Source organism: Nonomuraea sp. NPDC049646, assembly GCF_044465525.1.
GTDB lineage: Bacteria > Actinomycetota > Actinomycetes > Streptosporangiales > Streptosporangiaceae > Nonomuraea.
The window spans coordinates 393500-407693 of record NZ_JBITLU010000010.1 but is presented as its reverse complement, the minus strand read 5'-3'; the positions used below and the strand labels follow the sequence as shown (position 1 = coordinate 407693).

The following is a 14194-nucleotide window of genomic DNA, read 5'->3' as shown; positions in this document are numbered from 1 at the left end:
GCCCAGCTGTTCCGCGCCGAAGGCAAGGCGGAGGCCATGGCCAGGGGGCTCTTGCGGCTGCTGGCCGGGCGAGGCGTGGAGGTGCCCGATGCCGTGCGGGAGGGTGTCACCGCCTGCACGGACATCGCCGTCCTCGAGGCCTGGATCGACAGGGCCGTTCACGCCGACCGGCTCTGCGAGGTGTTCGGGTCAGGCCTGGAGGACGGTGAGGAGGCCGGCGGCGACCAGGGCCGCGGCCCACATGCGGTCCACGTTGAACCAGGCGCGGCGCAGGATCGTCAGGCCGAGCACCTCGTAGACCACCAGGGCCACCACGCCGGCCACCACGAACATGGCCAGCGTGTGCAGGGCGGCCACCGCCAGTCCTCCTGAGACGGCGTGCCCCGGGTGGCCCTCAGCGCGCAGCCCGGTGAGCACGGGCAGCAGCATGAGCCCGGCGCCGTGGGCCGACGACATCAGGAACGACCACCCGGCGAGCTGGGCGAGCGACAGGCGCATGCCCACCCACCGGAAGTGGCGGGTGGACAGCAGCCGCCACAGCCCGAACGCCACCAGCACCAGCCCGCCCGCCACCGGCAGCGCCGCGCCCGTCACCAGGGAGCCGGTGACGGCCACGATCAGGGCGACCAGGGCCACCGACGCCAGGTGGCCCAGGGCGATCACGGGGATCGACTGGAGCAGCAGGTCGCGGCTGCGCTCCTGCAGGCCGCGGGCCACCGCGAAGAGCCAGCCCATGGCCGGGTTCAGGCCGTGGAAGGCCCCGAGCAGCAGGACCGTCGCGGTGCTCATGGCGGGCATGGTCACGGGTAGCAGTAGGAGTCGGAGGAGGCGTCGCCGCCCTGGAGGCGCACCTGGTGGGGGCGCAGGCCGCGGAAGGCGTCGCCGTGGGGGAAGAAGGCGGTGTCGAAGGTGAAGGAGCCGGCGTCGACCTTGGCGAGCCAGGCTCCGACGCCCTCGGGGTAGAACTGGTCGTCCCAGGAGCCGTACAGGGAGTTGGTGAGGTAGACGCGGCGGCCGTCGCGGCTCACTTCGACCATCTGGGGGCCGCCGCGAAGCGGGAGGCCGGGCTCGGCGGGGTGCGGGGTGCGCCGGGTGATGCCGCCGATCCGCAGCGATCCCAGCTCGACCGGCTTGTACGGGTCCGACACGTCGTACTGCTTCAGCTCCCCGGTGCCCCAGCACGAGACGTACAGGCGCTGGTCGTCCACGGAGAGGGCGATGTCGGTGACCAGCGGCGGCACGGCGGCGAACGGTTGCAGCACGGGCGGCAGCAGGGCGGGGTCGGCCGGTTCGGCGGGGATGGTGATGACCTTCCGCGCCTGCCAGCGGCCGTCCTCGTGGAACCACAGCCAGACGGAGGCCGACAGGTCCTCGACGCTGGTGACCACGCCGACGAAGCCGTACAGGCGGGTGGGGTCGTGGGCGGGGCGCAGCTCCAGCGGCATCTGGTGCTGGTCGCCCAGGTCCACCTCCTGGACGTGCCGGCGCTTGCGCAGGTCCCAGAAGTGCAGCTTGTGGCCGTACTTGCGGCCGAGCAGCAGCTCGCCGACCACGCCGTCCTCGATCATGGACGGCGTGCCCCACTCCGAGGTGATCAGCACGTCGTGGTTGATGTGCCACCAGAAGTCGTAGGCCAGGTACTGCGGCCCGCGGTCCAGCTCCCACCGGCCGAGCACCTCGAAGGAGGTGTGGTCGAGCACGGCGATGCCGCCGGGGCCCTCGGCGCCGTCCGCGCCGCCGAGCGCCGAGACGTACAGGCCCTCGGGGCCGCAGTGGACGGTGTGCGGGCGGGAGTAGCCCGCCCGCCTGGCCAGCGACTCGGCGTCGATCACCTTGACCAGCTCGGGGCTGATCCGGTCCTTGGTGTCGTAGATGTGGATGCGCGAGGAGCGCAGGCCGGGGACGACCAGGTAGCGCCGCTCGACGTGCGGGTGCGGCGCGTTGGGGCACAGGGCGCTGCTGCAGGCGTTCCAGCCGAAGTGGTGCAGCTCGTCACCGGTGCCGGGCAGGTCGGTCCAGCCGATGACCGTGCCGTAGGCCGGGGAGGCGGGGTCGGTGTCGAGCACGGCCAGCGCGTCCGGACGGTTCGCCGACCGGTCGAAGGCGGCGACGTAGGCCAGCTTCTCCACGGGGGCCTCGACGGCGTCGCGCGGGGAGGGGTAGAACGTGGGGTCGGGGGTCCAGAGAGCCATGACTCCAGATATTCACGAGTATCCCTACTGGGTCAATAGGCATCCGCACCGCAAAGCACAGCCCCCGACCGACTGAATCGGCACATATCACGCGATACCGTTAAGCGTGTTCTTCGGTATCACGGACATCTGGACCTACGTCGTCGGCGCCTTCTTCATCGTGCTGCTCCCCGGCCCGAACTCCCTGTACGTCCTCAGCTTCGCCGCCCAGCACGGCGTCCGGCAGGGCTACCGGGCGGCGGCGGGCGTTTTTCTCGGCGACACCGTCCTGATGGTGCTCGCCGCCGCCGGAGCCGCGTCCCTGCTGCGCGCGACGCCCGTGCTGTTCACCGTCGTCAAGTACGCCGGCGCGGCCTACCTGGCCTGGATGGGCCTCCAGATGATCCGCGGCGCGGTAAGGGCCTGGCGGGCCCGCCCGGCGGCGGCCGACGACGCCGGGGCGGCCCCCGTGCGGCAGGCCCGGCCGTTCCGCAAGGCCCTGACGATCAGCCTGCTGAACCCGAAGGCGATCCTGTTCTTCCTGTCGTTCTTCATCCCGTTCGTGGACCCCGGGTACAGCGCCCCCTGGTTGTCGTTCCTCATCCTGGGCGCGGTGATCCAGATCTTCAGCGTGCTCTACCTCACCACGCTGATCTTCTCCGGCACGTTCCTGGCCGGCCAGTTCCGCCGGCACAGGAAGCTGAGCGCGGGCCTGACCTCGGGCGTCGGCGCGCTGTTCCTCGGGTTCGGCGCCAAGCTCGCCACGGCGTCACTCGGCTGAAAGCCGGGTTCAAGGGTGAGCTGGTTTCGTATGGAACAGATGGAACGCGGCAAAAGCGGCAGTCCTACTCGCCGGGCTCCGGTACGGTAGGCCACCGGCCTTCGGAGTCGCACCGGGCGGAGTCGCACCCGGCGGTGACGACGACCGGTCCATCCGGCAAGCCTGGACCCCCGAAGCCCGGGTAGACGCTGATCGTCGGCCTATCTGCGGAGCAGCCTTGAACCACCATCCGGTCGCACTCCCCCGTCTGACCGCGCTCGCCCGTCAGGCGGCCCCCCGCCTGCTCGAAGGCGTGGTCGCCCCCCTGCTGGTGTTCTATCTCGCCATGGTCGTGCTGGGCTTCAAGTGGGCCCTGGTGGCCACGGTCTCCTGGGTGTACCTCGGCGTGGCCTGGCGGCTGATCAGGGGGATCAAGGTGCCCGCCACCATGTTCCTGGCCGCGTTCGCGGTCACGGTGCGGGCCCTGGTGTCGTTCTGGACGGGCACCTGGATGTGGTTCTTCATCCAGCCGGAGCTGGGCACGATCTGCATCAGCATGGTCTTCCTGGCCTCCGTCCGGCTCAACCGGCCGCTGGTGCAGAAGCTCACCCTCGACTACATCCACCTGCCGTCGGCCGTGCTCAAGCACGAGCGGGTGCGCAGGTTCTTCGCCAGGATCACGCTGCTGTGGGCGTTCGTGCTGCTGGCCAACTCGACGCTGAGCATCTTCCTGGCCGTCTACGAGAAGCTGGAGGGCTCGCTCGGCGCGTTCATGGTGCTGCGCACCTCAGCGGTGGCCGTGATCAGCGGGCTGGCGATCACCTTCTCGATCCTGGCGTTCAAGCGCGTCCTGGCCAGGCTGCACGTGGCCCACGCCTGACCGTTCGGCCAGCAGGAACGCTCCACACATCCCCATCACCAGCCCGGTCAGCATGCCGAACAGCTCGGCGAAGTCCGCCACCCCCGTGCCGCCGTAGGCCAGGGGGCCGCCCGTGGACCTGACGATCATCGAGAACAGCCCCCACCCGAACAGCGAGCCCGATCCGAGCCAGGCCAGGGCCAGCGGCCGCCAGAACGGGCCGGTCCCGCGCCGCCTGACCAGGGCCACCAGCGCGGCCGCCCCGCCCACCGCGAGCAGGGCCTTCAGCCCGTTCTGGACGGCCTGGACGGTCCCGTCGAAGGCCATGACGACCCGCAGCGCCCCGACGGCGGTCGCCACCAGCAGCGCGCCCCACGCCACCACCTCCTGAAACGATCGGGTCGCGCTCGGGAAGGCCAGCCTGACCGGCGTGGCGAAGACGGCGGGCCAGCGGTCGCGGGCGTAGAGGGCGAAGGCCGTCGTGAGGGCGACGCCGAGGGTGATGAACCCGCCGTAGACGACCAGGTAGACCCAGGTCTGGATCGGGCCGCCACTGAAGATGGCCAGGCCGCCGACGAGCACGATCAGCGGGGTCGTGACGGCCAGCACCGACAGCAGGCCGGTGCCCGCCCAGAGCGGCAGCAGCACCAGCCAGGCGGGCAGCCGCATGCCCCAGCGCATGGTGAAGGCCAGCGCCAGCAGCAGCCCGGCGGCCTCCATGGCGAAGGTCAGCGCGTTCATCCCCAGCATCTGCCCGTTGTCCATGAGCGCCGGGTCGGAGACGCCGACGGGGTCGCCGGTCAGCCAGAGCGTCTTGATCGTGAGGTAGGGCAGCGTGGCGGCGACCGCCACGATCGCGGCGGTGAGCCGGCCGATGCCCGCTCGCTGTTTCGTCATGCCCCGATCGTGCGCCTCAGGCGGGCCGGTCCCCTCCCGAGCGGCGGGGATCCGCCTCCCCCTCGCGGGGGAGCTCGACGGCCAGGCGGAATCCGTCGCCGTCGGGGCCCGCGGTCAGCGTGGCGCCGGCCAGCCGGACGCGCTCGCGCAGCCCCGCCAGCCCCAGCCCGCCGCGCCGGGCGCTGGGACGCGAGCTCGGCGGGCCGTTGCGCACGACCACCCGGTGCGGCGCGACCGACACGGCGACCGCCGCGCCCGGCGCGTGCTTGGCCGCGTTCGTCAGCCCTTCCTGGACGACGGCGTGCGCCAGCTCCGACGACGCCCCCGGCGCCAGCTCCAGGGTGATCGACATGCCGGAGTCCCTGGCCCGGCCGACCAGCTCGGCGACGTCCTCGCCCACCGGGGACAGCGGGGCCTCCTCGGCGTCCTCGCGCAGCAGGCCGATGATCTGGCGCAGCCGCTCGGTCGCGTCGGCCGCCGCCATGCGCAGCTCGCCGGCCGCCTTGACCTGGGCCGGGCCGAGGCCGGGGGCGACTTCGAGCCCGCCGGCGCGCACCGCGATCAGCGCCAGGTCGTGGCCGAGCGAGTCGTGCATCTCGCGGGCGATCCTGGCCCGCTCGCGCAGCCGCGCCTGCGCCTCGACCGACAGCCGCGCCTGCCGCCGCTGCTGGAGCACGCCCCGCCGGAGCAGCCCCAGCAGGTACGGCGCCAGGTACGTGCCGACGAGCCCGGTGCCCATCGACACCCACAGCGCCAGGTCACCGCCCTGGAGCAGCACGACCCCGCAGCCGATGGCCGTGATCAGGCAGAACACGGCGCCCGCCGGCCACAGCCGGGCCATGCGCCGGCCGGTGAGGTAGGCGTACCAGATGATGAACGGCGAGGTCGCGAGCAGCGGCAGGATCTTGACGTCGCGCCGGGGCAGCAGCCACGTCAGGTCCACCGTCGCGAAGCCGTCGGTGAAGCGCCACGGGCCGAGCGGCAGCAGCAGCACCAGCGCCGCCAGCGGCCAGGGCCGGCCCACGAGCACCGCCAGCGCGGCCAGGCCCACCCTGGGCAGCGTCACCGTCGCGAACCCGGCCGGGTCGACGAACGGGTCGGGGCCCATGGCGGTCACGAAGACGCCCAGCACGGCCCACAGCAGCAGGTCGAGGACGACCTGACGGCGGCTCTCACGACGCAGACGGTTCACGCACCGACGGTATCCGCCGTCCGGCGGGGCCGGTCCCGCCCGAAGGTCATGCGGCACCCCTGACGAAAGTCAGGGTGGGGTCCGGTGCAGTGATCACGGTGGGGCTAACCCCACCTGAAAGGCGGATACCTCCTCTCCTGTTTCCGGGGCGCGCAACCGGTTTGATCGTGGGTGTCACACGGAAGTCGCACCTCCGCCCCTGACGAAAGTAGGGGGTGGCGCGTGCCGATGGGCCGATGTGCCACGACCTGCGGAATTTCTACCTTCGTGGGGTAGGCGGCCCTGACCCTCCTAGGGGACGGGCCCGCGTTCGACCCGGGGCATCCCCGATGTCCCCGGTCCGCTCACGCCGACAGGCTTTGTGAGTGCCCTGACGATCGGAGTCCACGCATATGTCGCACGCCATTCTCGACCTCGTCCAGCAGGTGATGTCATCGCCATGGCTGTACGTGGCGCTGTTCGCCCTGGCGCTGCTCGACGGGTTCTTCCCCGTCGTGCCCGCCGAGACGTCGGTCATCACCGCGGCGGTGTTCGCCGCCTCCGGCCAGACCAACCTGGCCCTGGTGATCGTGGTCGCGGCGCTCGGCGCGTTCGTGGGCGACCACGTGTCGTACCTGATCGGCAACAAGTCGGCCAGGCGGCTGCGGGACAGGAAGGCGTTCGTCTGGGCGCGCGGCGCGCTGGCCGAGCGGGGCGGGATGGTGCTGATCGTGGCCAGGTACATCCCCGGCGGGCGGACCGCGACGACGCTGACCATGGGCGCCGTCGGGCATCCGCTGCGCTCGTTCACCTTCTTCGACGCCATCGCGGCGAGCTCGTGGGCGGTGTACTCCGGGCTGATCGGCTTCTTCGGCGGCATGGCCTTCGAGAACGACCCGATCAAGGGCCTGCTGCTGGGCCTCGGCATCGCGCTGTCGATCACCGGGCTCGTCGAGCTGGTGCGGTGGGCCAGGAAGCGGCGCGCCACCCAGCCTTCCCTGGAACGCCTTCCGGTGGACACGTCCGTTTGACCCTGTCCGGCAACCATCCGTCTGAAAGGAGTGCGCATGAGTGTGCTGGCCGCGGCGATCGCGCTGGTCGGTTCGCTGTTCTTCGCGCTCGGGGCCGCGCTGCAGCAGTTCGAGGCGGCGGGCTCGGCGAAGCCCGCGCTGCTGACCCTGCTGCGCAGGCCGCGCTGGCTGCTCGGCGGCGTCTCCATCGTGACGGGCGGCGGCCTGCACATCGTCGCCCTCGGGCTCGGCCCGCTGACCGTGGTGCAGCCGATGGGGGTGGCCAGCCTGCTGTTCGCGCTGCCCATCGCCGCCGCGCTGCACGGCCGCCGGCCCTCCCGCAAGGAGCTGGCCGCGGCGGGCGTGGTCGCGGCCGGGCTGATCGGCCTGGTGCTGCTGGTGCCCGAGTCCGACGGGCCGACGTACCTGGCGCCCACGGGCGTGCTCACCCTGCTCGCCGTGGCCGGCGTCGCGGCGGTGCTGCTGTGGGCGGGCTCGAAGGCGGCCTCCCCCGCCGGCCGGGCCGCGCTGCTGGCCACCGGCTCCGGCGTCCTGTACGGCGCGACCGCCACGCTCATGCGCGTCCTCGTGGACGGCGGCTGGAACTGGTGGTACCTGCTGGCCCTGCCGGTCCCGCTGCTGCTGGCGCTGATGATGCTGCAACGCGCCTACGCCGTCGGGCACTTCGGCGTCTCCTTCGCCTCGCTGCAGATCGCCGACCCGCTCACGGCGGTGGCCTTCGGGGCGCTGCTGCTCGGCGAGCCGCTGCCGTCCGGCCTCGCGCCGATCGCGGCCGCCGCCCTGACTGCGGCGGGCACGTTCGCCCTGGCCAGGACGTCCCCGCTGGAGGCGCGCAACGACCTCGCCTGATCACCTCCCCTGACCGAAACCCCCTGTTCGTCCATCGGCCCTCCCCCAGCCGTCCCCCCTTGTGAAAGCGGAGTCACCGTCATGGCCATGCCCCTGCGCAACGTCACCGACCACGCCCAGCTCGCCCCCGCCCCCGAACGTCCCCGCCGCGTCCTGATCTCGACCGACACCTATCCCCCCGACGTGAACGGCGCCGCCTACTTCACCCACCGCCTGGCCACCGGCCTGGCCGCGCGCGGCAACGAGGTGCACGTGGTGTGCCAGTCGGAGGCCGGCCCGGCCAGCGCCGACGTGGTGGACGGCGTGATCGTCCACCGGCTGCGCTCGGCCCCGCTGCTGGTGCACCCGACCATGCGGGTCACCGTGCCGACCAGGCTCGACCGGCTGGTGGCCGACATCGACCCGGACGTCCTGCACACCCAGGGCCACTTCGTGGTCGGCCGGTCCGCCATCGCCGCCGCCCGGCGCCGCGGCGTGCCGGTCGTGGCCACCAACCACTTCATGCCCGACAACCTCTTCCAGTTCGGGCACGTCCCCGAGGCGCTGCGGGCCAGGGCGGGCCGGCTGGCCTGGCGCGACTTCAGCCGGATCTTCAAGCGCGCCGACCACATCACCACGCCGACCCCGCTGGCCGCCAAGCTCCTGGCCGACCAGGGCTTCTCCCGCGACGTCGAGGCCGTCTCGTGCGGCATCGACCTGGCCAGGTTCCACCCGCACGCCGAACCCAAGTCGTGGGCGCGCCGCCGGTTCGCGCTGCCCGACCGGCCGACCGCCCTGTTCGTGGGCCGCCTGGACGAGGAGAAGCACCTCGACGAGCTGATCCGCGCGCTGCCCCTCGTGCTCAACGAGACCGACGCGCAGGTGGCGTTCGTGGGCCGCGGCAACCAGCGGATGGAGCTGGAGAGACTGGCCAAGCGCATCGGGGTGGGCGACCGGGTGTTCTTCGTCGGGTTCGTGCCCGACGAGAGCATGCCGCAGGCGTTCGCCGCCGCCGACGTGTTCGCCATGCCGGGCGTCGCCGAGCTGCAGAGCATCGCCACGCTGGAGGCCATGGCGTCCGGCCTGCCCGTCGTGGCCGCCGACGCGATGGCGCTGCCGCACCTGGTGGACGGCAACGGCTACCTCTACCGGCCGGGCGACGTGGTCGCGCTGGCCAGGCACCTGACCGCCGTCCTCACCGACGACGACCTGCGCGCCCGCCTGGGCAACGCCAGCCGGGCGCTGGCGCTCACCCACGACGACCAGGCGTCGCTGGCCCGCTTCGAGCAGATCTACGACGAGGTGACCCGATGACCTGGCGTGCCGTGCCGGCCCCCGTGGCCGGGGCCGTGACCGCGGTGGCCGCCCTCGGCTACGCGCAGGCGGCCCTGCCCGAGCAGCCGCTGATCAGCGACTACGCGCTCGTCCCCGGCGGCATGCTGCCGGTGCTGGCCGGGACGCTGGCGCTGGCCGCCGCCTGCCTGTCGCTGGCGTACGGGCTGGCCGCCCGGGAGCCGGCGCGGACCGCCGCGACCCGCGTGCTGCTGCTGGCGGGGGCGGCCGGGCTGATGCTCAGCGCCATCTTCCCCACCGATCCCGGCATGTCGGACATCAGTACGCTCGGCGGGGAGATCCACCGCTGGTCGGCGGCCGTGGTCTTCACCGCGCTGCCGGTCGCCGGCTGGACCCTGGCCAGAGGACGGGCGGCGGCCGCGCGCTGGAGCGCGGTCAAGGCCCTCAGCCTGACCTCCGGGCTGACGCTGGTCGCATACCTGGCGGCCCACCCGGCCGCCGTCACCTCCTCGCTGATCGGCGGCCAGGCCTACTACGGGCTGCTCGAACGGGGGCTGGTGCTGGCCGAGATCGTGCTCGTCGTCGCCATGGCGCTGGCCGGCGCACCGGGCCGCGCCGCCGTGCGGGCGCAGGGCACGCGGGCCACCGGGGCGCCCGCGCAGCCCGAGAGCCCGCAGCGGCTGGCGGCCTGACCGGGATGCGCGACCATACTTCGTCCGCCGCCGAACGGTCGGCGGCCTAGCGTGGACCCATGCTCATCACCCACCACGCCGAAGCCAGGGCGGTGCTGTCGGACAGCCGGTACGTGCCGCCGCCCGTCCCGCAGGACGGCGAGCCGGGGACGCTCGCCTGGCTGCGGGCCCACGTGTCGCGCTTCAGCACCGGCGAGACGCACGCCGAACGCCGCCGCCTGGCCGTCGAGCGCCTGTCCGCCCTGGACCCGGCCGAGCTGCGGACGGCCGCCAGAGCCGCGACACGCGACCGCATCGGAAACCGTGACGGCGACTGGCACGGCGTGCCCACTGCCGTGCTCGGGGCCGCGCTCGGCGTGCCGGACACCTCGGCCGTGCCCGCCGCCGCGAGCGGCTACCTGTCGGGCGAGGGGAGCCCGCAGGCCGACGCCGCCGTCGCCGAACTGCTCGGCCTGACCGACCTGCCGGCCGTCACCCTGCTGCTCCAGGGCCACGCAGCCACCGAGTCGCTCATCGAGAACGCGCTCGCCCACGCCGTGCCGGGCGACGACCCCGAGGCGGTGCTGCGCGAGACGCTCAGGCAGGACCCGCCGCTGAAGGCCAGCCGCCGGCTCGACACCCGCACCGGCGAAGAGGTCACGATCGACCTGGTCGCGGCCAACCGCGATCCCGAGGTGTTCGCCGACCCCGACCGCTTCGACGCCTCCCGGGGCCCCGCCCCCCACCTGACGTTCGGGGACGGCCTGCGCCCGTGCCCCGCTCCCGCCCACGCCCTCGCGCTGGCCGCCGGCGTGCTCGACGCGCTCCTCGAAGGGACCCGCCGATGAACTTCCACGACCTGCACAAGCCGGGCGACCCGCTGCTGCTGCCCAACGCGTGGGACTACGGCTCGGCCGCGATCCTGGCCGCGCACGGCTTCCCCGCGATCGGCACCACCAGCCTCGGCGTGTCCGCCGTGCACGGCAAGCCGGACGCCGCCGGCGCGACCAAGGCCGAGACGATCGAGCTCGCCGAGACGATCAAAGACCTGGGCATGCTGGTCACGGTGGACATCGAGGGCGGCTTCAGCGACGACCCGCAGGAGGTGTCGGACCTGGTCGCGAGCCTGGCCGCGCTCGGGGTGGCGGGGGTGAACCTGGAGGACGGCCGTCCCGACGGCACGCTGCGCCCGGTCGAGCTGCACCGGCGGATCATCGAGGCCGCCACGGGCCACGGCGTGTTCGTCAACGCCCGCACCGACACCCACTGGCTGGGCACCGGCGACTGGCGCGAACGGGTGGACGCCTACGAGCACGCCGACGGCATCTTCGTCCCCGGGCTGTCCGACCCGGCGGAGATCGCCGAGGTCGTCGCGCGCACGCGGCTGCCGCTCAACGTGCTCTACCAGCCGGGCGGCCCCACGCTGGACCGGCTGGCCGAGGCGGGGGTGGCCCGGGTGAGCACCGGCTCGCTGCTCTACCGGGCCGCGCTCCAGGGCGCCCTGGCCGCCGCGCTGGGCGCGCAGGGCAAGGACGCCCCGGCGCTGCCGACGTACGGAGAAATCGCCGCACTCCTCCCGCAGACCCGATAATCGGGGCATGCGCTTCGAGATCCTCGGACCCACCAGCGTGCTGGACGAGGACGGCGCGCCGGTGGCGCTCGGCGGGCCGCGGGTGCGCGCCCTGCTCACCCTGCTGGCCCTGAACGCCGGCCGCGTCGTCGGCGCCGACCGGCTCGTGGACGACCTCTACGGCCCCCACCCGCCGGACGGCGTCGCCAACGCGCTGCAGTCCCAGGTGTCCAGGCTGCGCCGGGCGCTCGGCCGGGACCTGATCGAGTTCCACCCGGCGGGCTACCGGCTGGTCGCCGACCCGCACGACGTGGACGCGCGCCGCTTCGAGCTCCTTGCCCTGGACGGGCGCCGGGCGCTGGCCGCCGGGGACGCCGGGCGGGCGGCTGCGCTGCTGGGCGAGGCGCTGGAGCTGTGGCGGGGCGCGCCGCTCGCCGACGCGCCGCACGCGGTGTCGGCCGCGGCCGGGCTGGAGGAGCTGCGGCTGGCGGCCGTCGAGGACCGCCTCCAGGCCGACCTGGCGCTCGGGCGGCACCGCGACCTGGTCGCCGAGCTGCGCCGGCTCACCGCCGCCCACCCGATGCGCGAGCGCCTGCGCGCCCAGCTCATGCGCGCCCTGTACGGCAGCGGCCGGCAGGCCGAGGCGCTGGCCGTCTACGAGGAGGCGCGGCGGCTGCTCGACCGGGAGCTGGGCGTCGAGCCGGGCGCCGAACTGGCCGCCGCGCACCTCGCCGTCCTGCGCGCCGACCCGTCCCTCACCGCGCAGACCACCGCGCCGAGTCCCGCGCCCTTCCAGCCGCCGGTTCCCCCCTCCCTTCCCGAGCCCGGCGGGCCCGGCGCGTCGCCGGGCGGCGGGTTCAAGCAGGGGTTGCGGGCGCAGCTGACCAGTTTCGTGGGCCGGGCGGAGGAGCTGGCGCAGGTGAGCGCGCGGCTGCGGGACAGCAGGCTCGTCACGCTGATCGGCCCGGGCGGCGCGGGCAAGACCAGGCTGGCGCAGGAGGCGGCCGCCCAGGAGCCGGGCGACGTGTGCTTCGTGCCGCTCGCCCACGTGGCGGGCGCCGCCGGGGTGCCCGGCGCGGTGCTGGTCGCCCTCGACATCCGCGACGCCTTGCTGCCCGCGCCCCAGCGCGCCGCGGTCGGCCCGGTCACCCGGCTGCTCACCGCGCTGGCCGAGCGCGACCTGCTGCTCGTCCTGGACAACTGCGAGCATCTGGTCGCCGCCGTGGCCGAGCTCGCCGACGCGCTGCTGGCCTCCTGCCCCGGGCTGCGGGTGCTGACCACCAGCCGCGAGGCGCTGGGCATCACCGGGGAGTCGATCCTGCCGGTGTCCCCGCTGCGCCTGCCGCCGCCGGAGCCGGACGACCCGCTGGCGTACGCCGCCGTCCGGCTGTTCGCCGACCGGGCCGCCGCCGTGCGTCCCGGGTTCGCCGTGGACGCCGGCAACGCCGCGGACGTGGTGCGCATCTGCCGGGCGCTCGACGGGCTGCCGCTGGCCATCGAGCTGGCCGCGGCCCGCCTCCGCACGCTGCCGGTCGCCGACGTGGCGGCCCGCCTGGACGACCGGTTCCGGCTGCTGACCCGCGGCAGCCGTACGGCGCTGCCCCGCCACCAGACGCTGCGCGCGGTCGTCGCCTGGAGCTGGGACCTGCTGGACGACGCCGAGCAGCGCCTGGCCGCCCGCCTGAGCGTGTTCGTCGGCGGCGCCACGCCCGAGGCGGCCGAGCGGGTGTGCGGGCTGCCGGAGGAGGTGCTGTTCTCGCTGGCGGAGAAGTCGCTGGTGGAGTACGTCGGCGGCCGGTACCGCATGCTCGACACGATCCGGGCGTTCTGCGCAGAACGCCTGGCCGAGTCCGGCGAGACCGCCGCGATCAGGGACGCGCACACCGCCTACTACCTCGACCTGGTCCTGACCGTCGACCCGCTGCTGCGGACCGCCGATCAGCTCACCTGGCTGGCCCGCCTCGACCGGGAGAGCGACGACCTCGAAGCCGCCGTGCGCTGGACGACCGTGTCCGGGCGGCCGGAGACCGGCCTGCGGCTGCTGGCGCACAGCGCCTGCTACTGGTGGATGCGCGGCCACCGCGGCGTCATCGCCGGGCTGGCCGCCGCGCTGCTGGCCAGGATCGGCGACGTCTGTCCCGCGGGCATGGAGGAGGAGTACGTCATGTGCCTGCTCGTCACCGCCTGGACGGGCGTGGCCGACGACGTCGTGCGCGAGCGGCTGGCCGAGGTGCGCGAGCTGCTGCCGATCGCCCACCTGCCGGAGCGGGTGGAGTTCCTGATGATGATGCGGTCGATGTTCACCGGGCCGCCGGGGGACGTCGAGAAGATCTACCGCGACCTGCTGGCCAACATCGAGGGGCTGCCGCCCTGGCAGCGGGCGTTGTCGTACAGCGGCGCGGGGTTCGTGCTGCAGATCCTGGGACGGGCCGAGGAGTCGCTGGCCACCTTCCGGCGCGCCCTGGCCGCCTTCCGGGCCATCGGTGAGCGCTGGGGGACGGTGCTGGTGCTGTCGGGCCTGGGCGAGCTGGCCTCCCGCGAGGGGGACTACGCGGCCTCGTACGCGCTGTCGGACGAGGCGCTGACGCTGGCCCGCGAGCTCGACGCGCGGGCGGAGATGGCCGAGGCGCTGTGCCGGCGCGGCGACGCGCTGCTCGGCATGGGCGAGCCGCTGGGCGGGCGGGCCGACTACGAGGAGGCCGCCGAGCTGGCCCGCCGCGTCGGTTCCATGGACATGCTGGCCTGGGCGCACCTCGGGATGGCCGAGGTGGCGCTGATCGGCGGCGAGCGCGACGCCGCGCTGTCCCTGCTGGCCCAGGCCCGCGCGGAGTGCCCCGACGACTGGTACAGCACCGAGGACATCCGCAACCGCATCGACGAGGCCCTCGGCCGGGCGGTCAGCGAACGGTAGGCGGGCCGTCAGCCGCTCTCGCCACCGTAAAG

The 14194-nt window shown here is 73.8% G+C and carries 13 protein-coding genes; 9 read left to right on the top strand and 4 right to left on the bottom strand.

The features are described 5' to 3' along the window. Positions 1-189: 189 nt before the first annotated feature. Both ACIBQ8_RS30410 and ACIBQ8_RS30405 read right to left on the bottom strand, forming a co-directional pair. Positions 190-789 (bottom strand): hypothetical protein, encoded by a 600-nt coding sequence (locus tag ACIBQ8_RS30410; protein WP_397193541.1) that lies wholly within the window; start codon positions 787-789, stop codon positions 190-192. A gap of 11 nt (positions 790-800) precedes the next feature. Further along, a complete protein-coding gene (locus tag ACIBQ8_RS30405; RefSeq protein ID WP_397180067.1) occupies positions 801-2192 on the bottom strand; it encodes a selenium-binding protein SBP56-related protein in 1392 nt (463 codons plus the stop codon). A 106-nt stretch (positions 2193-2298) separates the two neighbouring features. Here ACIBQ8_RS30405 and leuE point away from each other — a divergent pair, with 106 nt between their 5' ends. Next, complete coding sequence (gene leuE / locus ACIBQ8_RS30400) at positions 2299-2952, top strand: leucine efflux protein LeuE (protein ID WP_397193540.1); 654 nt, start codon at positions 2299-2301, stop codon at positions 2950-2952. A gap of 217 nt (positions 2953-3169) precedes the next feature. Continuing rightward, the gene (locus tag ACIBQ8_RS30395; protein WP_358283851.1) at positions 3170-3811 is read left to right on the top strand and encodes a VC0807 family protein; all 642 of its coding nucleotides are present in this window, start codon (positions 3170-3172) and stop codon (positions 3809-3811) included. Here ACIBQ8_RS30395 and ACIBQ8_RS30390 read toward each other — a convergent pair. Next, the gene (locus tag ACIBQ8_RS30390) at positions 3719-4687 is read right to left on the bottom strand and encodes a hypothetical protein (protein WP_397193539.1); all 969 of its coding nucleotides are present in this window, start codon (positions 4685-4687) and stop codon (positions 3719-3721) included. The two genes, ACIBQ8_RS30395 and ACIBQ8_RS30390, sit on opposite strands and share 93 nt — an antisense overlap. Before the next feature lie 16 nt (positions 4688-4703). Next, positions 4704-5879, bottom strand: coding sequence for a sensor histidine kinase (locus ACIBQ8_RS30385; RefSeq protein ID WP_397180070.1), 1176 nt, complete (start codon positions 5877-5879; stop codon positions 4704-4706). A gap of 392 nt (positions 5880-6271) precedes the next feature. Here ACIBQ8_RS30385 and ACIBQ8_RS30380 point away from each other — a divergent pair, with 392 nt between their 5' ends. From ACIBQ8_RS30380 to ACIBQ8_RS30350, 7 genes are all read left to right on the top strand, one after another. Next, positions 6272-6889, top strand: a complete 618-nt coding sequence (locus tag ACIBQ8_RS30380) for a DedA family protein (RefSeq protein WP_397193538.1) — start codon at positions 6272-6274, stop codon at positions 6887-6889. 36 nt (positions 6890-6925) lie between these two features. Beyond that, positions 6926-7738: a DMT family transporter gene (locus ACIBQ8_RS30375; protein WP_397180072.1), complete on the top strand. Its 813-nt coding sequence runs from the start codon at positions 6926-6928 to the stop codon at positions 7736-7738. Positions 7739-7819: 81 nt separating this feature from the next. Next, positions 7820-9031, top strand: coding sequence for a glycosyltransferase (locus ACIBQ8_RS30370; RefSeq protein ID WP_397193537.1), 1212 nt, complete (start codon positions 7820-7822; stop codon positions 9029-9031). Further along, positions 9028-9702, top strand: a complete 675-nt coding sequence (locus tag ACIBQ8_RS30365; protein ID WP_397180074.1) for a DUF998 domain-containing protein — start codon at positions 9028-9030, stop codon at positions 9700-9702. The genes ACIBQ8_RS30370 and ACIBQ8_RS30365 overlap by 4 nt, the downstream gene beginning before the upstream one ends. Before the next feature lie 59 nt (positions 9703-9761). After that, complete coding sequence (locus tag ACIBQ8_RS30360) at positions 9762-10529, top strand: cytochrome P450 (RefSeq protein WP_397180075.1); 768 nt, start codon at positions 9762-9764, stop codon at positions 10527-10529. Next, a complete protein-coding gene (locus tag ACIBQ8_RS30355; protein WP_397193535.1) occupies positions 10526-11272 on the top strand; it encodes an isocitrate lyase/phosphoenolpyruvate mutase family protein in 747 nt (248 codons plus the stop codon). The genes ACIBQ8_RS30360 and ACIBQ8_RS30355 overlap by 4 nt, the downstream gene beginning before the upstream one ends. 7 nt (positions 11273-11279) lie before the next feature. Next, positions 11280-14162 (top strand): AfsR/SARP family transcriptional regulator, encoded by a 2883-nt coding sequence (locus ACIBQ8_RS30350; RefSeq protein WP_397193533.1) that lies wholly within the window; start codon positions 11280-11282, stop codon positions 14160-14162. Positions 14163-14194: the final 32 nt, after the last annotated feature.

What these genes read in the sequence shown, in the direction of transcription:
- ACIBQ8_RS30380 (WP_397193538.1), top strand. Translation starts at nt 6,272, where the DNA reads ATGTCGCACGCCATTCTCGACCTCGTCCAGCAGGTGATGTCATCGCCA.
- ACIBQ8_RS30375 (WP_397180072.1), top strand. Translation starts at nt 6,926, where the DNA reads ATGAGTGTGCTGGCCGCGGCGATCGCGCTGGTCGGTTCGCTGTTCTTC.
- ACIBQ8_RS30365 (WP_397180074.1), top strand. Translation starts at nt 9,028, where the DNA reads ATGACCTGGCGTGCCGTGCCGGCCCCCGTGGCCGGGGCCGTGACCGCG.
- ACIBQ8_RS30350 (WP_397193533.1), top strand. Translation starts at nt 11,280, where the DNA reads ATGCGCTTCGAGATCCTCGGACCCACCAGCGTGCTGGACGAGGACGGC.
- ACIBQ8_RS30405 (WP_397180067.1), bottom strand. Translation starts at nt 2,192, where the DNA reads ATGGCTCTCTGGACCCCCGACCCCACGTTCTACCCCTCCCCGCGCGAC.
- ACIBQ8_RS30355 (WP_397193535.1), top strand. Translation starts at nt 10,526, where the DNA reads ATGAACTTCCACGACCTGCACAAGCCGGGCGACCCGCTGCTGCTGCCC.
- ACIBQ8_RS30390 (WP_397193539.1), bottom strand. Translation starts at nt 4,687, where the DNA reads ATGACGAAACAGCGAGCGGGCATCGGCCGGCTCACCGCCGCGATCGTG.
- ACIBQ8_RS30370 (WP_397193537.1), top strand. Translation starts at nt 7,820, where the DNA reads ATGGCCATGCCCCTGCGCAACGTCACCGACCACGCCCAGCTCGCCCCC.
- ACIBQ8_RS30410 (WP_397193541.1), bottom strand. Translation starts at nt 789, where the DNA reads ATGAGCACCGCGACGGTCCTGCTGCTCGGGGCCTTCCACGGCCTGAAC.
- ACIBQ8_RS30360 (WP_397180075.1), top strand. Translation starts at nt 9,762, where the DNA reads ATGCTCATCACCCACCACGCCGAAGCCAGGGCGGTGCTGTCGGACAGC.